The sequence below is a fragment of the Gemmobacter sp. LW-1 genome, from assembly GCF_001303875.1.
GTDB classification, from domain to species: domain Bacteria; phylum Pseudomonadota; class Alphaproteobacteria; order Rhodobacterales; family Rhodobacteraceae; genus Gemmobacter; species Gemmobacter caeni.
In genome coordinates this window covers 1-21,863 of the sequence record NZ_LJSC01000035.1, presented here as the reverse complement: position 1 = coordinate 21,863, position 21,863 = coordinate 1, and the positions used below count along the sequence as shown (strand labels likewise).

Annotated in this window: 18 protein-coding genes; 14 read left to right on the top strand and 4 right to left on the bottom strand. The window is 66.0% G+C overall.

All coding sequences use genetic code 11. The features are described 5' to 3' along the window. Positions 1–3 precede the first annotated feature (3 nt). A complete protein-coding gene (locus AO684_RS08045; protein ID WP_054302234.1) occupies positions 4–1,149 on the bottom strand; it encodes a benzoate/H(+) symporter BenE family transporter in 1,146 nt (381 codons plus the stop codon). A gap of 557 nt (positions 1,150–1,706) precedes the next feature. After that, positions 1,707–1,922, bottom strand: a complete 216-nt coding sequence (locus AO684_RS08040; RefSeq protein WP_054302233.1) for a DUF1127 domain-containing protein — start codon at positions 1,920–1,922, stop codon at positions 1,707–1,709. Positions 1,923–2,188: 266 nt separating this feature from the next. On the opposite strand from AO684_RS08040, the gene AO684_RS08035 reads away from it, so the two are divergent. From AO684_RS08035 to AO684_RS07995, 9 genes are all read left to right on the top strand, one after another. Continuing rightward, positions 2,189–3,268: an Mrp/NBP35 family ATP-binding protein gene (locus tag AO684_RS08035; RefSeq protein ID WP_054302232.1), complete on the top strand. Its 1,080-nt coding sequence runs from the start codon at positions 2,189–2,191 to the stop codon at positions 3,266–3,268. A gap of 799 nt (positions 3,269–4,067) precedes the next feature. Next, entirely contained in the window at positions 4,068–4,595 is a 528-nt protein-coding gene (gene mraZ / locus AO684_RS08030) for a division/cell wall cluster transcriptional repressor MraZ (RefSeq protein ID WP_054302231.1), read from the top strand. A 3-nt stretch (positions 4,596–4,598) separates the two neighbouring features. Then, a complete protein-coding gene (rsmH, locus tag AO684_RS08025) occupies positions 4,599–5,579 on the top strand; it encodes a 16S rRNA (cytosine(1402)-N(4))-methyltransferase RsmH (RefSeq protein WP_054302230.1) in 981 nt (326 codons plus the stop codon). Next, the gene (locus AO684_RS08020; RefSeq protein ID WP_054302229.1) at positions 5,579–5,932 is read left to right on the top strand and encodes a hypothetical protein; all 354 of its coding nucleotides are present in this window, start codon (positions 5,579–5,581) and stop codon (positions 5,930–5,932) included. The genes rsmH and AO684_RS08020 overlap by 1 nt, the downstream gene beginning before the upstream one ends. Beyond that, a complete protein-coding gene (locus AO684_RS08015) occupies positions 5,929–7,719 on the top strand; it encodes a penicillin-binding protein 2 (RefSeq protein ID WP_054302228.1) in 1,791 nt (596 codons plus the stop codon). The genes AO684_RS08020 and AO684_RS08015 overlap by 4 nt, the downstream gene beginning before the upstream one ends. Positions 7,720–7,734: 15 nt before the next feature. After that, the gene (locus AO684_RS08010; protein ID WP_054302227.1) at positions 7,735–9,216 is read left to right on the top strand and encodes a UDP-N-acetylmuramoyl-L-alanyl-D-glutamate--2,6-diaminopimelate ligase; all 1,482 of its coding nucleotides are present in this window, start codon (positions 7,735–7,737) and stop codon (positions 9,214–9,216) included. Beyond that, positions 9,216–10,658 (top strand): UDP-N-acetylmuramoyl-tripeptide--D-alanyl-D-alanine ligase, encoded by a 1,443-nt coding sequence (murF, locus tag AO684_RS08005; RefSeq protein ID WP_054302226.1) that lies wholly within the window; start codon positions 9,216–9,218, stop codon positions 10,656–10,658. The genes AO684_RS08010 and murF overlap by 1 nt, the downstream gene beginning before the upstream one ends. Beyond that, the gene (gene mraY, locus AO684_RS08000) at positions 10,658–11,740 is read left to right on the top strand and encodes a phospho-N-acetylmuramoyl-pentapeptide-transferase (protein WP_054302225.1); all 1,083 of its coding nucleotides are present in this window, start codon (positions 10,658–10,660) and stop codon (positions 11,738–11,740) included. Before murF ends, mraY begins: the two co-directional genes overlap by 1 nt. Positions 11,741–11,744: 4 nt before the next feature. Then, entirely contained in the window at positions 11,745–12,422 is a 678-nt protein-coding gene (locus tag AO684_RS07995) for a DUF2161 family putative PD-(D/E)XK-type phosphodiesterase (RefSeq protein ID WP_054302224.1), read from the top strand. 137 nt (positions 12,423–12,559) lie between these two features. Here AO684_RS07995 and murD read toward each other — a convergent pair whose 3' ends face one another. Then, on the bottom strand, positions 12,560–13,960 hold the full coding sequence (gene murD, locus AO684_RS07990; protein WP_054302223.1) for a UDP-N-acetylmuramoyl-L-alanine--D-glutamate ligase: 1,401 nt from the start codon (positions 13,958–13,960) through the stop codon (positions 12,560–12,562). Between the two features lie 235 nt (positions 13,961–14,195). On the opposite strand from murD, the gene AO684_RS07985 reads away from it, so the two are divergent. Genes AO684_RS07985 through AO684_RS07970 form a run of 4 tightly spaced genes read left to right on the top strand, consistent with a single transcriptional unit; the run spans position 14,196 to position 18,119 of the window. Beyond that, entirely contained in the window at positions 14,196–15,362 is a 1,167-nt protein-coding gene (locus AO684_RS07985) for a putative peptidoglycan glycosyltransferase FtsW (protein ID WP_054302222.1), read from the top strand. Between the two features lies 1 nt (position 15,363). Next, on the top strand, positions 15,364–16,461 hold the full coding sequence (locus tag AO684_RS07980; protein ID WP_082400840.1) for a glycosyltransferase: 1,098 nt from the start codon (positions 15,364–15,366) through the stop codon (positions 16,459–16,461). 3 nt (positions 16,462–16,464) lie between these two features. Next, positions 16,465–17,877, top strand: a complete 1,413-nt coding sequence (gene murC, locus AO684_RS07975) for a UDP-N-acetylmuramate--L-alanine ligase (RefSeq protein WP_054302221.1) — start codon at positions 16,465–16,467, stop codon at positions 17,875–17,877. Next, entirely contained in the window at positions 17,874–18,119 is a 246-nt protein-coding gene (locus AO684_RS07970; RefSeq protein WP_054302220.1) for a DUF2484 family protein, read from the top strand. Before murC ends, AO684_RS07970 begins: the two co-directional genes overlap by 4 nt. Here the strand turns inward: AO684_RS07970 and AO684_RS07965 are convergent. Next, the gene (locus AO684_RS07965) at positions 18,116–18,592 is read right to left on the bottom strand and encodes an Lrp/AsnC family transcriptional regulator (protein ID WP_235451246.1); all 477 of its coding nucleotides are present in this window, start codon (positions 18,590–18,592) and stop codon (positions 18,116–18,118) included. The two genes, AO684_RS07970 and AO684_RS07965, sit on opposite strands and share 4 nt — an antisense overlap. 106 nt (positions 18,593–18,698) lie before the next feature. Here AO684_RS07965 and putA point away from each other — a divergent pair. Continuing rightward, positions 18,699–21,863, top strand: a 3,165-nt coding sequence (gene putA / locus AO684_RS07960; protein ID WP_235451245.1) for a bifunctional proline dehydrogenase/L-glutamate gamma-semialdehyde dehydrogenase PutA, incomplete at its 3' end; no start/stop codon positions are given.

The window sequence follows — 21,863 nt, the reverse complement described above, 5'->3', positions numbered from 1 at the left end:
CCCCTAGCGCCGTTTCAGCCGCTCCAGCGCGTGAAAGGCCAGCCCCGCCATCAGCCCCCAGAAGGCAGCGCCGATCCCCAGCACCGCTGCACCCGAAGCGGTGACCGCCAGCGTGATCGCGGCGGCGAAGCGGGTTTCGGGCGGTGTGAAGGCATGGGTCGCCGCGCCCATGAACGGCCCCAGCAATGCCAGCGCCACGATGGCGGTGATCAGCTCGGTCGGCAGTGCCGACAGCAGCGACAGAATCGGCTGGGTCAGCAGTCCCAGCAGCACCCAGAACCCGGCATAGACCAGCCCGACGATCCAGCGGCGTTTGCGGTCAGGATGCACGTCGTCGCCCAGACAGATTGCGGCGGTGATTGCGGCCATGGAAATCGTATGCGCGCCAAACAGCCCGATCACGGCGGAGATCCCGCCCGTTGTCACCAGCCCCGCGCGCACCGGCGGCTCGTATCCGGCGGCACGCAGCGTGGCAAAGCCAGGCAGGTTCTGCGAGGCCATCGTGACCAGGTAGAGCGGCAGGCCAAGCCCGATCAAGGTGCCGGGATCGAAGGCGGGGGCGATGAAGGTCAGGCTCGGCAGGGGCAGGCTCAGCGCGGGCAGGCTGGCGATGCCGCTGATGAAGGCCGCGCCGATGCCCAGAATCAGCGCCACCAGCACCGCAAGCGCCGGATTGCGCAGCCGCACCAGCGCGAAGACGGCGATCACCGGCAAGACCAGCACAGGCACCGCCTGCGCCGCCGCCGGCAGCTTCATGCAAAAGGGCAGCAGCACGCCCGCCAGCATCCCGCCGGCAATGCCGTCGGGGATGCGCTGCGCCAGCCGGCCAAGCGGCTGGATCAACCCGGTTGCCAGCACCAGAAGCCCGGCCAGCACGAAGGCCCCCGCTGCCTGCGCCATGCCGATGCCCTCGGTCGCGGCGATCAGCGCGGCGCCGGGGGTGGACCAGGCCAGCACGACGGGGATGCGATTCGACCAGCTCAGCCAGGCGGAGCCGACAGCCTTGCCAATGCAGATGGCCAGCACCCAGCTTGCGGTTTGTGCGGGCGTAGCACCAAGTGCCGCCGCGGCCGCCAGAACCAGCGCGATGGTAGAGCCATAGCCAACCAGCGCGGCGACAAGGGCGGCGGAAAAGACGGAAATCGGCAAGGGCGCATCCTCTGGCGGCAATCCGCCGGACCATGAGCGCGGGCGCGGGGCGATGCAAGAGGGCGCAGGGAGGTGTGGTCCGAAAACGGAAACGGCGACACCCAGGGAGGAGGAGGGGTGTCGCCGTCCGTTTTCAACATCCGCCCAGGGAGGAGGAGGGGCGGCTGCTATGCTTGCGACACCCCAGGGAGGAGGAGGGGGCGCCGCATTTTCCATGGCCCAGGGAGGAGGAGGGGCCAGGAACCTGTTGGGCCTTTCGGCCCGAAAGAGTTGCGACAACCCCAGGGAGGAGGAGGGGGCTGTCGCCGATCCCACGGCCCAGGGAGGAGGAGGGGCCAGGGAACCGTTCCGGGCATATAAGGCCCGTATGGCTTGCGGCAATCCCAGGGAGGAGAGGGGATCGCCGCTCTTGCGACTGGCCCAGGGAGGAGGAGGGGCCGCGCAAACTCTGGAAGCCGTGGCTTCCGGTAGAGAGAGGCGGCGACATCTAGGGAGGAGGAGCGATGTCGCCGCTTTTGCATCAGGTTCCGGGAGGAGGTGGAACCCGGCAAAGAAACTTATTTGCCGTAGGCAGCTTCCTGCGCCAGACGGGTGATCATCGAGCGATGGATGCCCAGATCGGCCAGTTCACGGCCCGACAGGGCGTTCAGCTCGCGCAGGGTCTGGCGATAGATCGCCCGCCGCGCCTGCATCTTGCGGAACCCGTCCACCAGACCCATGATGCGGTCGGCAACGCTGATATGTGCGACGCGGGTGGTGTTTACATAAGCCATTTCAGTCAGCCTCAAGTCTCGGTTTAGCGCTCACATCTTCGGGTCTGTCGATCCGTCTTCTGCGCTGTTGAAGCCAAGATGGGGCAAATGCTGCAACTGCACAATCCCGCTTCGCCGCATTGCAGCTATGCGGCTTCCGCATGGCTGACGCGAGGAAAATCTTGATCATTTCCAAGCGCATCGCCAGTTTTTTGAGCAAATGGTAAACGGGTCTTGCACTTTGACGTAACGTGAACAAGGCTCTGCGCGCAAGACAGGAGGTCCGCATGGCGGTTACACGCGAAGAGGTTCAGGCCGTTCTGGCGCGGGTCGCGCTGCCCGGTGGCGGCGATCTGCTGAGCCGGGATTTGATTCGGGCGCTGCGGGTCGATGGCGACAGCGTGGCCTTCGTGATCGAGGCGCCCAGCCCGGCCGAGGCGCAGGCGCTGGCGCCGGTGCAGGCCGCGGCAGAGGCGGCTCTGCGGGCGCTACCGGGGGTGGGGTCCGTTCAGGTGGTGATGACGGCCCATGGTCCTGCCGCACCCAAGGCGCCGCCGCCGCAGGGCCTCAAGATCGGTGGCCACGCCGCGCCGCATCAGGGTGGGCCGAAGCGGGTCAGCGGGATTGACCGGATCGTGGCCATCGGCTCGGGCAAGGGTGGCGTGGGGAAATCCACGGTCTCGTCCAACCTTGCTGTGGCGCTGGCCCGGCAGGGGCGGCGCGTCGGTCTGCTGGATGCTGATATCTATGGCCCCAGTCAGCCGCGCATGATGGGGGTGAACAAGCGCCCCGCCAGCCCTGACGGCAAAACCATCATCCCGCTTCAGGCGCATGGTGTCACCGTCATGTCCATCGGCTTCATGCTGAAAGAGGACGAGGCGGTGATCTGGCGTGGCCCGATGCTGATGGGGGCGCTGCAACAGCTGATCGAGCAGGTCGCCTGGGGCGATCTGGATATCCTGCTGATCGACCTGCCGCCTGGAACGGGGGATATCCAGCTGACGCTGAGCCAGCGTTTCGCGCTGACCGGGGCGGTCGTGGTCTCTACCCCGCAGGATGTGGCGATGCTGGATGCGCGCAAGGCGCTTGACATGTTCGGCAAGCTGAAAGTGCCGGTGCTGGGCCTGATCGAGAACATGTCCACCTATGTCTGCCCCAATTGCGGGCATGAGGCGCATCTGTTCGGTCATGGCGGCGTGGCAGCCGAGGCCGCGAAGCTGGGCGTGCCCTTCCTCGGAGAATTGCCGCTGGATCTGGACACGAGGCTGGCAGGAGATGCGGGCAGGCCGATCGCCGCCGGGCAGGGGCCGATGGCCGAGGCCTATGCCCGGCTTGCCCGCCGCCTGATCGACGGCGGCATGGCCTGAGCGCTTTCCCATGTGATCCCGAACGCCCGCCTTTTGGCGGGCGTTTTCGTTTTCGCGGGCTGAGCGGGATTTTCCGGGCCAGCATGGCAGGGCACGGGCGGGAAAGCATGGTACTGCCGGGAAATCATGGGAATGGTCCTCCTGAAATCATGGAATCCCATGGGATCGAACCGGGACTCACGCGGAATCGCGCAAGCTCACGAATCACTGAGGCGTGATTCATCCCCGAGTCGGGGGCGAATGGGGCGATTCCGGGGATGAAATGTGCTTTCGGGTCATTTGTGGTGGTGCCATGCGATCCCATGAGCCGGAAGATCCCTGTGCGTGGCGAAAAAAACACGCCGCTATATCTAGTGGGCGCTTGTTGCAGGTTTCGCCACAATTAGCCGAAAATCCGCGATCTTTCCTACCAGATGCTGTGCGGCAAAGCGCGCCGTCTCAATATCTTCCGACCGGATCCCGAAAAATCCCATTGATTACCATGTGGTCCCATGGCATCCCTTGGCTATCGAATGACGGCGGAAATGAAAAAGCACGGGGCAGCAAGACCCCAAAGGCGAAAAGCAGGTTTCATACAGGCACCTCCGTCATTCGACCATACGACCGGCGCGCGGGCGAGCAGACATCTCCCCCAGGTGGCGCGTGCAGCCGGGCCGACCCAGCGATGGGACAGACGGCGGATCGGGCAGTGGCAGCCGCCCGATCCGCCGCTTTCGTTTCTGGGTCTCGACTTTGAATCATGCCGGAGAGGGGATTCCGGCGCAACGAAAATAACAGGACCGGGCAGGGACAGCAGACCGTGTCGGAAAGCTTCAGAGGCGAGTTCAACCAGAAGGTTGACGGAAAGGCGCGGGTCTCGATCCCTGCATCGTTCCGGCGTGTCCTCGAAGCAGGTGATCCTTCCTTCGATGGCAGCCGCCCGAAATTCGTTCTGGTCTATGGCCGCCCCGGCGCGGAATTCATCGAAGGTTACACGATGGCGCAGATGGCGCGGCTTGAAGCCCGCATCCGGCGCATGCAGATCGGCTCCAAGCCCCGCCGCGCGCTGGAGCGTAACTTCATCACCCTCTCGCAGCAGGTTGAAATCGACGACGATGGCCGGATCGTGCTGCCGCCCAAGGCGCGCGACAAGATCGGTCTGGATGCCGATATGCTGAAGGATGGCGCGGAGGCGACCTTTGCGGGCACGCTGGATACCTTCCAGATCTGGCGCCGCGATTCCTACGATGCGCTGAATGCCGCGGCCGAGGAAGACGACGATCTGGACGATCTGATCCCTGAGGGCGCCGACATGCTGGCGCTGCTGTCCGACGAGCCGGAGGAATAGCCGGTGGAGACGCGCGCACCGCATATCCCGGTGCTTCTGCGGCCGCTGCTGGATGCCTGCGCCCCGGTTTCGGGCCGCTGGCTGGATGGCACGTTCGGGGCAGGGGGCTACACGCGCGGTCTGCTGGCCGCCGGGGCCGATCATGTGACGGGGGTCGACCGTGACCCGCTGGCGCTGCAAATGGCCGCTGCCTGGGCCGGTGACTATGGTGACCGGCTGAGCCTCGTGGCCGGAAATTTCTCGCAACTGGATGAATATGCACAGGATCTGGACGGCATCGTGCTGGATCTGGGCGTGTCTTCCATGCAGCTTGATCAGGCCGAGCGCGGCTTTTCCTTCCAGAAGGATGGCCCGCTGGACATGCGGATGAGCCAGGATGGCCTCTCTGCCGCCGATCTGGTGAACGAGGCGGATGAGGCAGTGCTGGCCGACATCCTTTATCATTACGGCGAGGAACGCGCCTCGCGTCGCATCGCGCGCGCCATCACCGAGGCGCGCAAGGTCGAACCGATCACCCGTACCCTGCAACTGGCCGAAATCGTCGCGCGTTGCCTGCCGCGCCCGAAACCGGGGCAAAGCCATCCCGCGACGCGCAGCTTTCAGGCCATCCGCATCGCGGTGAATGCCGAGTTCGACTCGTTGGCCGAGGGGCTGGCGGCGGCGGAACGCGCGCTGCGCCCCGGCGGGCTGCTGGCGGTGGTCACCTTCCACAGCCTTGAGGACCGGATCGTGAAACGGTTCTTCCAGAGCCGCAGCACGGAATCGCAGGGCAACCGCTATGCCCCTGCTGCGCAGACCCTGACACCCAGCTTCGCCATGGTGACCCGCAAAGCGGTGGGGCCGGATGATGTGGAACTGGCGGAAAATCCGCGCGCGCGCTCAGCCCGGCTGCGGGTCGGTCGCCGGACCGCGGCGGCCGCGCACCGGCTTGACCCCGCGGCGATGGATGTGCCGCTGCTGCCCCGCAAAGGAGGACGCCGCTGATGCGTGCCCTTGTCTATCTGCTGACCTTCGCGGCTGTCATCGGGCTGGGTTTCTGGGCCTACAAGGAAAACTACGCAACGCAACAGGCACTGAAGGATGTATCGCGGCTGAACTCGGAAATCGCGGACCTGCGCGAAGCGCTGTCAATCCAGCGTGCCGAATGGGCCTATCTGAACCGCCCCGACCGGCTGCGCGAATTGTCGACCATCAACTTCGACCGGCTGCGCCTTCTGCCAATGGAGCCGGAGCAATTCGGCCTTGCCAGTGAAGTGGCCTATCCGGCGCCCGTTGTGCCGCTGCCCGATGTGAATGCGCCCGTCGATATCTCCGGCGAACAGGAGCAGAACCCATGACCCGCACGCCGCTGCGCCCTCTGGCCCGCATCCTTTCCGCCCGTGCCGCCGGGGAAAACCCCGACAGTATCGAACGCGAGAACCTGCGCGCCCGGCACGAGGTCATGCGTGAGAAATCGCGCAAGCGCTCCGAGGGGCGTTTGCTGATTCTGGGCCTGTCGTTCTTCATGGCGTTCACGGTGGTCGGCGCCCGCATGGGCCTGCTGGCGGCGTCCGAACCGATGGAGCCACGTTCAGCCGCACCCGGTGCCGCGATTCTGGCGCAGCGGGCGGATATTACCGACCGCAATGGCCGGGTGATGGCGACCAATCTGGTAACGCATGCGCTTTATGCTCAGCCCAAGGACATGGTGGACCCGGAACGCGTGGCGCGCGAACTGGCGGTCATCTTCCCCGATCTGAAGGAAGAAGACCTGCACCGCCGCCTGACCGACGGCCGCAGCTTCCTGTGGATCAAGAAAAAGCTCAGCCCCGAACAAATGCAGAAAGTGCACGAGATCGGCGATCCGGGCCTGCTGTTCGGCCCGCGCGAGATGCGGCTTTATCCCAACGGGCGGTTGGCCGCGCATGTGCTGGGCGGCGCGTCCTTCGGCACCGAGGGGGTGAACAGCGCCGAGGTGATCGGGACGGCGGGGCTGGAGAAATTCCTCGACGACCGGCTGCGCGATCCGGCGCAGACGGCAGAGCCGTTGCAACTGTCGCTGGATCTCACGCTGCAATCGGCGGTGACCGAGGTTCTGGACACCGGCATGAAGATGATGAACGCCAAGGGTGCTGCCGCCGTGCTGATGGATGTGCGCACGGGCGAAATCCTCAGCCTCGTCTCGCTGCCCGATTTCGACCCGAACGACCGCCCGAATCCGCTGGTGAAGGGCGATCCGGGCGACAGCCCCCTGTTCAACCGCGCGGTGCAGGGCGTCTACGAGCTTGGCTCTACCTTCAAGATTTTCGCGGTGGCTCAGGCGCTTGAGCTTGGTCTGGTGAAGCCCGACACGCTGGTCGACGCCAATGCGCCGATGGTGTGGGGCAAGTTCCGTATCAAGGAATTCCGTAACCACAACTATGGGCCTTATCTCTCGGTGGCCGATGTCATCGCCAAATCGTCGAACGTCGGCACGGCGCATGTGGCGCTGATGGTGGGGGGGCTGAAACAGCAGGCGTTCCTCAAGACGCTGGGCTTCTTCGAGCCGACCCCGATCGAGATGGTGGAGGCGAAAAGCTCGCGTCCGCTGGTGCAGAAGAACTGGTCCGATATCGTGACGATCACGGTCTCCTACGGGCATGGCCTGTCCGCCAGCCCGATGCATCTTGCCGCCGCCTATTCCGCCATTGCCAATGGCGGGGTCGCGGTGCCGCCGACGCTGCTGCGGCGCAAGACCGTGCCGGAAGGCACGCGCGTGATGTCGGAACGGGTGGCGCGGCAGGCGGTCGACATGCTGGCAGGCGTGGTCGAACACGGCACCGCCTCTTATGCCAAGCTGGAGGGCTATGCGATTGCCGGCAAGACCGGCACGGCCGACAAGCCGAAGCCCACCGGCGGTTATTACAAGGACAAGGTGATCAACACCTTTGCCAGCATGTTCCCGGCGGACAATCCGCGCTATGTGCTGATCGTGACGCTGGACGAGCCGGTGGATACCTCCGGCTCCGAGCCACGCCGCACCGCCGGTTATACCGCCGTGCCGGTGGCGGCCGAGGTGGTGCGTCGCGTCGCGCCGCTTCTGGGCATCAGGCCGAAGATTGAACTCCCCCCGGCGAATGCGCTAACAGCCGTCGTCCATAACTGAGACGGGGGCTGTCCCATGACAGAGCGCAGGGCGACACTGGCGGAACTGGGCTTGACCGCCAAGGGCGGGCAGGAGGCGCGGGTGACCGGGCTTGCGGTGGACAGCCGGGCGGTGAAGCCCGGCTTTCTGTTCGCGGCCCTGCCGGGCAGCCGGATGCACGGGGCGGAGTTTGTGGAATACGCGTTGCGCATGGGGGCGGCGGCTGTGCTGACCGATGCCGAGGGCGCGCGGATCGCGGCGCCTGCGCTGGCCGGGGCGAAAGTGGCGCTGGTGGTGGTGGCCGATCCGCGTCAGGCGCTGGCACTGGCGGCGGCGCTGTGGTTCGGCGCGCAGCCGGAAACCATGGTGGCGGTGACCGGCACCAACGGCAAAACCTCGGTCGCGACCTTCACCCGGCAGATCTGGATGGCCCTGGGCCATGCCGCCATCAACATCGGCACCACCGGGGTTGAAGGCGCCTGGGCCGCGCCCTCTGCCCATACCACGCCGGACCCGATCACGCTGCATTCCATGCTGGCTGCGGCGGCGGAAGCAGGTGTGACCCATGCCGCGATGGAAGCATCGAGCCACGGGCTTGATCAGTTCCGCATGGATGGCGTGCGGCTGAAGGCCGGGGGCTTTACCAATTTCACGCAGGACCATCTGGATTACCACGGCACGTTCGACGCCTATTTCGCCGCCAAGGCCGGGTTGTTCGACCGGGTGCTGCCGCCCGATGCGACGGCGGTGATCAACATGAATGACGCCCGCGGCGCCGATATGGCGGCCATTGCGGAGGCCAAGGGCCAGCGGCTCCTGACTGTGGGGCATGATGCCGGATGCGATTTGTGCATCGCCGGGCAGCGGTTCGATGCGACCGGGCAGGATGTGCGCTATCTCTGGCAGGGCCAGCCGCATCAGATCCGCCTGAACCTCATCGGCGGTTTCCAGGCCGAGAATGTGGCGCTGGCCGCCGGTCTGGTGATCGGTGCGGGTGAGGCGCCGGGCGATGTGTTCCGCGTGCTGCCGCACCTGACCGGCGTGCGCGGGCGGATGCAGCTTGCTGCCACGCGGGCCAATGGCGCTTCGGTTTTCGTCGACTACGCCCATACGCCCGATGCGCTGGCGACTGCGCTGAAGGCATTGCGTCCGCATGTCATGGGACGGCTGATCGTTGTTTTCGGTGCCGGCGGCGACCGCGACCGGGGCAAGCGCCCGTTGATGGGCGCTGCGGCGCGCGAGGCGGCAGATGTTCTGTTTGTGACAGACGACAACCCCAGAAGCGAGGAGCCGGCGGATATTCGTGCAGCAATTCTGCAAGCCTGCCCGGAGGCGAACGAGGTCGGTGACCGCGCCGAAGCCATCCTGCGCGGTGTCGATGCGCTTCAACGGGGTGACGCCCTGCTGATCGCGGGGAAAGGGCACGAGACAGGCCAGGTCATCAAGGGTGACGTCTATCCTTTTGATGATGTCGAACAGGCGTCGATTGCCGTCGCCGCGCTGGACGGGATGATCTGATGGCTGCGCTCTGGACCTCTGCTGACGCCATTGCCGCCACCGGGGGCAGCTCGCCCTGCGACTGGGCGGCGAATGGTGTTTCCATCGACACCCGCAGCCTTCAGCCGGGTGATCTGTTCGTGGCGCTGAAGGACGTGCGCGACGGCCATGATTTCGTGGCGCAGGCTTTGGCGCAGGGAGCGGCTGCCGCGCTGGTCAGCCGCATCCCTGAAGGGGTGGCGCCGGATGCGCCGCTGCTGCTGGTCCCCGATGTGCTGAAGGGGCTGGAGGCGCTGGGCCGTGCCGCCCGCGCGCGGACGGCGGCGAAGGTTGTGGGCATCACCGGCTCGGTCGGCAAGACCTCCACCAAGGAAATGCTGCGGGCCACGCTGACCGGGCAGGGGCGCGTGCACGCCGCCGAAGCCAGCTACAACAATCACTGGGGCGTGCCGCTGACGCTGGCGCGGATGCCCGCAGACACAGATTTTGCCATTATTGAGATTGGGATGAACCACCCCGGCGAAATCGCGCCTCTGGCACGGATGGCCGATCTGGACGTGGCCGTGATCACCACCGTCGCGCCGGCCCATCTGTTTGCCTTCGACGGGCTGGACGGGATCGCGCAGGAAAAGGCCGCGATCCTTGACGGGTTGCGCCCCGGAGGTATCGCGATCCTGCCTGCGGGCCTGAGCGTGTCGGACATTCTCATGTCCAGGGCTGCCGAAACCGGCGCCCGTGCCATCACCTTCGCGGAAACGGCTGCCGACTGGCGGATTGACCGTGCCGACTGGGGCGCGGAGGCCAGCGCTGTGCAGGCCATCACCCCCGCCGGTCCGCGCCTGTTCCGCGTGCAATCTCCGGGCCGCCATTTTGCCATCAATGCGCTGGCCGTTCTGGCTGCCGCCGAGGCGCTGGGCGCCGATCCCGCATTGTCGGCGCAGGGCCTTGGCCGCTGGTTGCCCCCGGCAGGCCGGGGCCAGCGCGAGCGTATCACCACCGATCCGGTCGCCGATGAAGGGTTCGACCTGATCGATGACGCCTTCAACGCCAACCCGGCCTCGATGGCCGCCAGCCTTGATGTGCTGTCGATCCTGCGCCCCGAGGATAATGTGGGCCGCATCCGTCAGGGCCGCCGCGTCGCCATTCTGGGCGACATGCTGGAACTTGGCCCGACCGAGCTGGCCCTGCATGCCGAAATCGCCAGCCACCCGGCTCTGGCGAGCCTCACCACCGTTCATTGCGTCGGCCCGCGTATGAAGGCGCTGCATGCGGTGTTGCCGCAGGCATTGCGCGGCGAATGTGTTGAAACGGCAGCCGAACTGCTGCCGCGCCTGCGTGCGCTGGTTGATGCCGGTGACATCGTGCTGGTGAAAGGCTCCAAAGGCATCAAGGTCAGCCTGCTGGTCGAGGCGCTGCGCAAACTGGGGCAGCCGCGCCCCCAAGACGACAAGGGAACAGAGTAATGCTGTATCTTCTCACCGAGTTTTCGGACGGGGGCGACCTGTTCAACCTGTTCCGCTACATCACCTTCCGCGCGGGCGCGGCCTTTGCCACGGCGCTGATCTTCGGCTTCCTGTTCGGCCGTCCGCTGATCAACCTGCTGCGACGCAAGCAGGGCAAGGGCCAGCCGATCCGGGATGATGGCCCGGCCTCGCATTTCTCCAAGGCGGGCACGCCGACGATGGGGGGCTTGCTGATCCTGTCGGCGCTGATGGTTTCGACCCTGCTCTGGGCGCGGCTTGACAACCCCTATGTCTGGATCGTGCTTCTGGTGACGCTGGGCTTTGGCCTGATCGGCTTTGCCGACGATTATGCCAAGGTTACCAAGCAGAACACCAAGGGCGTTTCGGGCCGCGTGCGCATGGCGCTGGGTCTGCTGATCGCCGCGCTGGCCGCTTATGCCGCCGCGCGCTTCCACCCGGAGGCACTGACCAATCAGCTTGCGCTGCCGCTGTTCAAGAACGCGCTTCTGAACCTTGGCTGGTTCTTCGTGCCCTTCGGCATGATCGTGATTGTCGGCGCCGCCAATGCGGTGAACCTGACCGATGGTCTGGACGGCCTTGCCATCATGCCGGTGATGATCGCGGGTGGTGCGCTCGGCGTCATTTCCTACGTTGTCGGCAACTTCAACTTTACCGAATATCTGGGCGTCCACTTCGTGCCGGGCACCGGGGAGCTGCTGATCTTTGCCGCCGCGCTGATCGGCGGAGGGTTGGGTTTCCTGTGGTACAATGCGCCCCCGGCGGCGGTGTTCATGGGCGATACCGGCAGCCTCGCGCTGGGTGGCGCCCTGGGCGCGATTGCTGTCTGCACCAAGCACGAGATCGTGCTGGCCATCGTCGGCGGCCTCTTCGTGGTCGAGGCGCTGAGCGTTATCATCCAGGTGCTGTATTTCAAACGCACCGGGCGGCGGGTGTTCCTGATGGCGCCGATCCACCACCATTTCGAAAAGAAGGGCTGGGCTGAGCCGCAGATCGTGATCCGGTTCTGGATCATCTCGCTGATCCTCGCGCTGATCGGTCTGGCCACGCTGAAGGTGCGCTGATCCGGTGGCGGCACGCAAGCGCGAGGCCGAGCTGTATCCGGCGCTGAAGCTCTGGCTGGAAGGGCAGGGCTATGAGGTGAAGGCCGAAGTCGGCCATTGCGATATCCTCGCCCGCCGGGGCGAGGAGGCGCCGGTGGTGGTGGAGATGAAGACCGGCTTCACGATGTCTCTGGTGCTGCAAGGCGTGCGGCGGCTGAGCCTTTTTGACACCGTTTATCTCGCCGTGCCCGCGCCCGGTCCGCGTGGCTGGCCCGCGCGCTACCGCGACATCCTCGCCCTCTGCCGCCGTCTCGGTCTTGGCCTGCTGGCGGTAGAGGAAAGCGGCAAGGTGCAGGCGCATCTCGACCCCGGCCCCTACCGTCCCCGGCCACAGAAGCAACGCGCCGGACGGTTGTTGCGCGAATTCGACCGGCGGGTAGGCGACCCCAATACCGGCGGCACGCCGGGCGGGGCGCGGATGACCGCCTATCGGCAGGATGCCCTGCGCCTTGCCCGCGCGCTGGCGACCGGCCCTGCCGCGCCGAAAGCACTCGCCACCGCTACCGGCGTTGCCCGCGCGGGCGAGATGCTGCGGGCCGATCACTATGGTTGGTTCGAACGCGCCACTCGCGGGATCTATGCGCTGACCCCGAAAGGCGCCGCCGCGCTGGAGGACCATGCCGGGGCGCTGGCGGATCTGTAGCAAGGTCAGGGGCGCTGCCCCTCCGGGCCTGCGGCCCGTTCACCCCGGGATATTTATTGCCAAGATGAACGCCCTTGCCATTCATCTTGGTCCAAATATCCCGGGGGAGTGCCAAAGGCGCGGGGGCAGAGCCCCCCTTACGACAGCAGCGCCTGGACCTGAGCGGTGAAATCCTCGCCGCGTTTTTCGAAGTTCGGATACTGGTCAAAGCTGGCGGCAGCGGGGGCAAGCAGCACCACATCGCCCGGCTCGGCCTCTTCTGCCGCGCGGGCGACGGCGCGGGCCATCGTCTCGCAGATCTCATGCGGGGTGTTGCCGATCTGTAGCGCGAAGTCGCGGGCCGAATGGCCGATGAGATAGGCTTTCATCACCGATCCGAGGAAGGGCTCCAGCGCCGCGATGCCGCCATCCTTGCCCATGCCTCCGGCGATCCAGCGGATCTTCGGAAAAGCCTGAAGCGCTTTTGCGGCACTGTCGACATTGGTGGCTTTGCTGTCATTCACGAAGCGGACGCCATTCCTTTCGCCGACCAGCTGGCTGCGATGCGGCAGGCCGCCGAAGGATTGCAGCGCCTGTTCAATCAGCTTGGGTGCGAGCCCCAGCGCACGGCAGGCGGCATAGGCGGCGCAGGCGTTCTGGTGGTTGTGGGCACCGGGCAGCCCCGAAATCTCACGCAGGTCGATGGAGGCCATCTGCTTGCCGCGCCGCCATTCGGCAAGAAAGCCTTTGCGGGCAAAGACCGACCAGCCAAAGCCTTCGAGCTTCGTGCCGGAGGAGACGCGGATCACCCGGTCATCCTCTGGTCCCTGCGCCATCTGGTTGGCAAGGAAACGCCCCTCGGTTTCATCCACGCCCACGATGCAGCGATCCGGGCCGCCTTCCGCGAACAACCGGCGTTTGGCGGCGAAATAGCCGCCCATGCCGTTGTGACGGTCCAGATGATCGGGCGAGAGGTTGGTGAACACCGCCACATCGGGCGTCAAGGCGCGGGCAAGATCAGTCTGGTAGCTGGACAGTTCCAGAACGATGACCTCGCCATCCTGCGGCGGGTCGATGTCCAGCACGCCGCGGCCGATATTGCCCGCCATCTGCGTCGGCCGGCCGGCGACTTGCAGGATATGGTGGATCAGCGCCGTGGTGGTGGATTTGCCGTTCGATCCGGTAACGCAGACGACGCGCGGGGCAGTATCGAACTTCGCCCAGTCGGCTGCACCCAGGCTTTGGAAGAAGAGGCCGATGTCATTATCGACCGGCACGCCAAGGTCGAGCGCGCGTGCGATCACCTTGTTGGGCTGCGGGTAAAGATGCGGGATGCCGGGCGAGGTGATCAGACAGGCCACGCCATCAAAGGCGCCCTGTTTCATCAGATCGGTGCAGGCAAAGCCCTCGGCCTCGGCCCTGGCGCGCGCTTCGGGGCTGTCGTCCCACAGCACGGGCTCGGCCCCGCCTGCCTTCAGCGCGCGCGCTGTGGCAAGGCCGGATCGCCCCAGCCCCAGAACCGCCACCTTGCGACCCGCATAACCCTGAACCGGAATCATCCCGCACCCCGCCGTCATTTCGGCGCGCAGAATGGGCGAGGGGGGCGGTGCCTGCAAGCACTGGAATGGCCAGGCGGGTGCGTCTTTTCCGGCGTCCCGCGCACGGCAGCGTGATGCCGGGACAGCCCCATCTTGCATGCAATTCCACTGGCCTTGCGGGCGGAATCCCGTTAGGCTGATCCTCAAGCCGGGCAAACCGGCAGCTTTAGGCAAGCAGGCAAATCAGGCGGTTCTCATGACTGAGATGGTCTATGGCTCGATGCCCGTACGGGTCACCGAGCCGGTTCTCCCCCGTTGGTGGCGGACGCTCGACAAATGGACATTGGCGGCGGTGCTGATCCTGTTCGGCATCGGCATCCTGCTGGGGCTGGCTGCCTCGGTTCCCCTGGCGACGCGTAACGGGCTGGACCCGTTCCATTATGTGCAGCGGCAGGCGTTCTTTGGCGCGCTGGCGCTGGTGGCCATGCTGGGCACCTCGATGCTGCCGCCCGAGATGGTACGGCGGCTGGGGATCATCGGTTTTGCGCTGTCCTTCGTGGCGCTGGCGCTGCTGCCGGTCTTCGGCACCGATTTTGGCAAAGGCGCCGTGCGCTGGTTCTCGCTGGGCTTCGCTTCGTTCCAGCCCTCTGAGTTTCTGAAGCCGGGGTTCATCATCGTCACCGCCTGGCTGATGGCCGCCAGTCAGGAACTGAACGGCCCACCGGGCAAGAGCATTTCCTTCGCCATTACCCTGCTGGTCGTGGGCTTTCTGGCGACCCAGCCCGACTTCGGTCAATCCATGCTGGTGCTGTTCGGCTGGGGTGTGGTCTATTTCGTGGCCGGGGCGCCGTTTCTGCTGATCTCGGTCGTCATCGCGCTCATCGCAGGGGGCGGGGTGGTCGCTTATGGCGCATCCGAGCACTTCGCCCGTCGGATCGACGGCTTTCTTGCCGCTGACATCGACCCGCGCTCGCAGTTGGGCTATGCAACCAACGCCATTCAGGAAGGCGGCTTCTTCGGCGTGGGGGTCGGTGGCGGTCAGGTTAAATGGACGCTGCCGGATGCACATACCGATTTCATCATCGCCGTCGCGGCCGAGGAATATGGCCTGCTGCTGGTGCTGTGCATCCTTGCGCTTTATGGCACGGTCGTCGTGCGGTCGATGTTCCGCCTGATGAAAGAGCGTGATCCCTTCGTGCGGCTGGCCGGCGCCGGTTTGGCCTGCATCTTCGGCGTGCAGGCGATGATCAACATGGGCGTGGCGGTGCGTCTGCTGCCTGCCAAGGGCATGACGCTGCCTTTCGTCAGCTACGGGGGATCATCCGTCATCGCGGCGGGCATCACAGTCGGCATGTTGCTGGCGCTGACCCGGACCCGCCCGCAGAACGAGCTGCACGACCTGCTGTTCCGTCGGGGGCGCTGAGATGACAGCGCAGGCGCCATTTCTGCTGATCGCGGCCGGGGGCACCGGGGGGCATATGTTCCCCGCGCAGGCCCTGGCCGAGGCGATGATCGCGCGGGGCTGGCGGGTGAAGCTTTCGACCGATGCGCGCGGCGCCCGCTATGCTGGCGGCTTCCCGGCCGAGGTGGTGGTGGAGCAGGTGGCCTCGGCCACCTTCGCGCGTGGCGGGTTGGCGGCGAAGGCACTGGTGCCCTTCCGCATCGCGGGGGGGATCGGCGCGGCGGTGCTGGCGCTGCTGCGCGACCGGCCTGAGGTCGTAGTGGGCTTCGGTGGCTATCCGTCGATCCCGGCGCTGGCGGCGGCCACGCTGCTGCGGTTGCCGCGGATGATCCACGAACAGAATGGTGTGCTGGGCCGCGTCAATCAGGTCTTTGCCCGGCGGGTGAACCTTGTCGCCTGCGGCATCTGGCCCACAGCCCTGCCCGACGGGGTGGAGGGCATTCATACGGGCAATCCGGTGCGGCAGTCGGTGCTGGATCGCGCCGGTGCTCCCTATATTCCGCCCGGGGACTATCCCATGAGCCTTGTGGCCATTGGCGGCAGCCAAGGCGCGCGCATCCTGTCGGATGTGGTGCCCGCCGCCATTGCGGCCCTGCCGGAATCGGTGCTGCGCAATCTGCGGGTCGCCCATCAGGCCCGGGCCGAGGATATGGAGCGGGTGGCCGCAACCTATGAAGCGGCCGGGATCATGGCCGAGGTCGAACCCTTCTTCACCGACATTCCGCGCCGGCTGTCCGAGGCGCAATTGGTGGTATCGCGCTCGGGTGCTTCATCCATCGCCGATATCTCGGTGATCGGGCGGCCCTCCATCCTGATCCCTTTTGCCGCGGCCACCGCAGACCACCAGACCGCCAATGCGCGGGGGCTGGTTTCCGCCGAGGCAGCTATACTTATCCCTGAATCCGCCCTTGACCCCGCCACCCTGACCGCGCAAATGGCCGCCGTGCTGACGCAGCCGCAGGCGGCCGGGCGTATGGCCGCCAATGCCCTTGCGCAGGGCCGACCCGACGCCACCGAACGGCTGGTCGACCTGGTTCTGCGCCTTGCCCGGAAAGAGTGACCCATGAACGCGACCAAACTGCCCCTTGAACTGGGGCCCATCCACTTTATCGGCATCGGCGGCATCGGCATGTCGGGTATTGCTGAGGTGCTGATGACGCTGGGCTACCGCGTGCAGGGATCGGATGCGAAGGCCTCGAAAATCACCGACCGGCTGGTTGGCCTTGGCGCGCGTTTCTTCGAAGGTCAGCGGGCCGAGAACATCGGCGATGAGGTCGGGGTGGTGGTGATCTCTTCCGCCATCAAGCCCGGCAATCCCGAGCTGGAAGAAGCCCGCCGCCGCAAGCTGCCGGTGGTTCGCCGGGCCGAGATGCTGGCCGAGCTGATGCGGATGCGGTCGAACATCGCCGTCGCGGGCACGCATGGCAAGACCACGACCACGACCATGGTGGCGACACTGCTGGACAAGGGCGGGTTTGACCCGACCGTCATCAATGGCGGCGTGATCCATGCCTATGGCTCCAACGCCCGCGCGGGCGCCGGGGAATGGATGGTGGTCGAGGCCGATGAAAGCGACGGCAGCTTCAACCGCCTGCCCGCGACCATCGCCATCGTCACCAATATCGACCCCGAGCATATGGAGCACTGGGGCAGCTTCGATGCGCTGCGCAAGGGCTTCCTCGACTTCGTGTCGAACATCCCCTTCTATGGTCTGGCTGTCTGCTGCACCGATCACCCCGAGGTGCAGGCGCTGGTGGGCCGTGTCACTGACCGCCGGGTGGTGACTTTTGGCTTCAACGCGCAGGCGGATGTGCGCGCGGTGAACCTGAAGTTCGATAACGGCAAAGCCTTCTTCGATATCCTGCTTCAGAATGAAGGCGAAGGTTCGAAAATCGAAGGCTGCACCCTGCCCATGCCGGGTGATCACAATGTCTCGAATGCGCTTTCCGCTGTCGCCGTGGCCCGCCATCTGGGGATGAAGAAGGACGAGATCCGCGAGGCGCTGGCCAATTTCGCGGGCGTCAACCGCCGCTTCACCCGCGTGGGCGAGGTGAATGGCGTGACCATCATCGACGATTACGGCCACCACCCGGTCGAGATTGCCGCCGTGCTGCGTGCCGCGCGTCAGGCGACGAAGGGCCGGGTCATCGCCGTGCATCAGCCGCACCGTTTCTCGCGCCTGTCCTCGCTGTTCGATGATTTCTGCACCTGTTTCAACGAAGCCGATGTGGTGGCGATTGCCGAGGTCTATGCTGCGGGGGAAGAGCCCATCCCCGGCGCCAGCCGCGACGATCTGGTCTCCGGCCTGATCGCCCATGGCCACCGCCACGCCCGTGCGCTGATCGACGAATCCGATCTGGCGCGGCTGGTGCGCGAACAGGCGCGGCCGGGTGACATGGTGGTCTGCCTCGGTGCGGGCACTATTTCGGCCTGGGCGAATGCGCTGCCGACCCGCCTGGCGGAGCGCGCGGCATGAGCGTTTCGCTGGCCCTTGCCTGTGTCTGGGTGGTGCTGGCCTCGGCCGTGGCCATGGGGCCGCGCCGGTTCCACTGGCCTGCCGCGCTGATGCTGGCGGCCAGCGGCATTCCCCTGCTGGGGTGGGTCACCTGGGAAAACGGCGCCTACTGGGGCCTTGGTTGCCTGATCGGCGGCGCCTCGATCCTGCGCTGGCCGCTGATCCATGTGGCGCGGCGCATCGCCGGGCGCGCCACGCCTTAGACCAGTTCTTTTACCGCCTCCATCGCGACATAGGTGGAGGTCGCCGCGACATGGGGCAGGGCGCTGATCCGTTCCGCCAGAACGCGGCGGTAATCCTGAATATCTGCCGTCCGCACCTTCAGCAGATAATCGAAACGCGACGCGATCATGTGGCACTGCTCCACCTCGGGGATCAGCCGCACCGCCTTGTTGAAGGCTTGCAGTGCCATTTCGCGTGTATCCGACAGCCGCACTTCGACGAAGGCGACATGGGCAAGGCCCATGGCGATCGGGTCCAGCATGGCGCGATATCCGGCGATCACCCCGCCTTCCTCCAGCCGTTTCAGCCGCGTTTGCGTCGGGCTTTTCGACAGGCCGATACGGCGGGCAAGCTCGGTCGCGGTGATCCTGCCCTCCGCCGCCAGAACCCGCAGAATCGCCTTATCGTAGGAATCCAGCTCCATCCGCGCATTTGACATCGAAAAACCTTTCATCTTCGGGCGATGTGCCTGCCTGAAGGCCTATGATCGGGAAAATCGCCTGCACGTTCCACTGTATTCTTCAGGGAACTGACAGCGGATTTCCACGAGGTTTCCCATTATGCCGCGCGACATGGCCGACAGCTGGAGCATCATCGACACTCAAAGCCTGCGCGACGAGGCGGCGCTTCTGCGCAGCCTGATTGCCGAGGCTGGGCTGTCGCCCGAGGATCGTGCGCGCATCACCGCCGCCGGGGCCGATCTGGTGCGCCGCATCCGTGCCAGCGTGAAGCCGGGGCTGATGGAGGTGTTTCTGGCCGAATATGGCCTGTCCACCGACGAGGGCATCGCGCTGATGTGTCTGGCCGAGGCGCTGCTGCGCGTGCCGGATGCCGAAACGATGGATGCGCTGATCGAGGACAAGATCGCGCCGTCGGACTGGGGCCGCCATCTGGGCCATTCGGCATCGAGCCTCGTCAATGCCTCGACCTGGGCGCTGATGCTGACGGGCAAGGTTCTGGACGACCGTGAGCCGGGCGTCGTGGGCCATCTGCGCGCTGCTATGAAACGGCTGGGCGAGCCGGTGATCCGCACCGCCGTGGGCCGCGCGATGAAGGAAATGGGCCGCCAGTTCGTGCTGGGCGAAACCATCGAAGGCGCGATGAAGCGTGCGTGCGAACTGGAGGCCAGGGGCTATACCTACAGCTATGACATGCTGGGCGAGGCCGCGCGCACCGAGGCCGATGCCCGCCGTTACCACCTGTCTTATTCCAAGGCGATCACCGCCATCGCCGCCGCCGCGACGACCGGCGATATCCGCAGCAACCCTGGCATCTCGGTCAAGCTGTCGGCGCTGCATCCGCGTTACGAGGTGGCCAAGCGCGAGCGGGTGATGGAAGAGCTGGTGCCGCGTGTCCGTGCGCTGGCGGGGCTGGCGAAATCGGCGGGCCTTGGCTTCAACATCGACGCGGAAGAGGCTGACCGGCTTGCCCTTTCGCTGCAAGTGATCGAGGAAGTTCTGAAAGATCCGGCCTTGCGCGGCTGGGACGGGTTCGGCGTGGTGGTGCAGGCCTACGGGCGTCGCGCCGGTGCGGTGATCGACTGGCTTTATGCGCTGGCGACGAAGCTTGACCGCCGCATCATGGTGCGGCTGGTGAAAGGCGCCTATTGGGATGCCGAGGTGAAGCGCGCGCAGGTCATGGGCCTCGACGGTTTCCCCGTCTTCACGCGCAAGCAGGCGACCGATGTCAGCTATATCTCCAACGCCCGCAAGCTTCTGGGCATGACAGACCGGATCTATCCGCAATTCGCTACCCATAACGCGCATACGGTGGCGGCGATCCTCGACATGGCGACCGATCCGCTTGCCTTCGAGTTCCAGCGCCTGCATGGCATGGGCGAGCGGCTGCACGATCTGGTGCTGACCGACCGGGGCACCCGCTGCCGCATCTATGCACCAGTGGGCGCGCATCGTGATCTGCTGGCCTATCTGGTGCGGCGCCTGCTGGAAAACGGCGCCAATTCGTCCTTTGTGAACCAGATCGTGAACGAGGACGTGACGCCCGAAACCGTGGCGGCTTGTCCGCTGAGCTTCATGGAAACGGTTGATCCGGTTGCCAATCCGGCCATCACCACCGGCCCGCGTCTGTTTGGCGCGCGGCAGAACTCCAAAGGCTGGGATCTGACCGATACCGCGCATCTGGCGGCGATCGAGGCGGCGCGTGCGCCGCATCTGACCGCGATCTTCGACGCCCGCCCGCGCATCGCCGGGCCAGTGGCGGGCGGGCAGCGGCGGGATGTGGTGAACCCGGCGACGGGCGAACATGTCGGCAATCTGATCCCCGCCGCGCAGCCGGATGCTGAAATGGCGCTGGCCGGCGCGCGGGTCTGGGATGCCGCCGCGTCCGAACGGGCCGAGGTGCTGCGTCGCGCCGCCGATCTGTATGAGGCCGAATTTGGCGCCATCTTCGCCCTTCTGGCGCGCGAGGCGGGCAAGAGCCTGCCCGACGCCGTGGCCGAATTGCGCGAGGCGGTGGATTTCCTTCGCTATTACGCCGATCAGGGGCAGGCGCTGACGGCCGCGCCGCGTGGTGTCTTCACCTGCATCAGCCCGTGGAACTTCCCGCTGGCCATCTTCACCGGCCAGATCGCCGCCGCACTGGTGGCCGGGAATGCGGTGCTGGCGAAACCGGCGGAGCAGACGCCGCTGATTGCCACACTGGCGGTGGATCTGCTGCACAAGGCGGGGGTGCCGCAAACCGCGCTGCAACTGCTCCCGGGCGACGGTCGGGTGGGGGCAATGCTGACCTCGGACCCGCGCGTCAATGGCGTGGCCTTCACCGGCTCGACCGAAACCGCGCTGATCATCCGCCGCGCCATGGCCGCCAATCTGGACCCCGCCGCGCCGCTGATTGCCGAGACCGGCGGGCTGAATGCAATGGTCGTCGATTCCACCGCCCTGCCGGAACAGGCGGTGCGCGACATCCTCGCGTCCTCCTTCCAGTCCGCCGGGCAACGCTGTTCGGCCTTGCGTTGCCTTTATGTGCAGGAGGACGTGGCCGAAAACCTGCTGGAAATGCTGTTCGGCGCGATGGATGAACTGCGTCCGGGCAATCCCTGGCATCTGGCGACCGATGTTGGCCCGGTGATCGACGCCGAGGCGCGTGACGCTATCGCGGCCTATGTCGATACGGCCCGTGCCGGGGGGCGGGTGCTGAAGGAAATGACCGTGCCGAACGCCGGCACCTTCATCGCCCCGGCGGTGATCCGCGTCTCCGGCATCGAACAGATGGAGCGCGAGATTTTTGGCCCGATCCTGCATGTCGCCACATTCCGCGCCGCTGATCTGGACAAGGTGATCGGCGCGGTGAATGCCACGGGCTATGGCCTGACCTTCGGCCTGCATACCCGGATCGACGACCGGGTGCAGCGCGTGGTCGACTGGCTGCATGTCGGCAACATCTACGTCAACCGCAACCAGATCGGCGCCGTGGTTGGCAGCCAGCCCTTCGGGGGCGAGGGGCTTTCGGGCACCGGGCCGAAGGCGGGTGGCCCGGACTATCTGGCGCGCTTCACCGCACAACCCGCGCCTGAGGTTGATCCCGGCGCCGCCGGAACTGCGACTGAGGCCGAGGTGAGCCGCGCGCTGAAAGCCGTGCAGGGTCTGGACGAGGTGATGCAGGTGCATGACCTGCCGGGCCCGACCGGCGAGAGCAACCGGCTGTCGGCGCATCGTCGTGCACCGCTGCTGTGCATGGGCCCCGGAGCAGCCGCCGCGCTGGCGCAG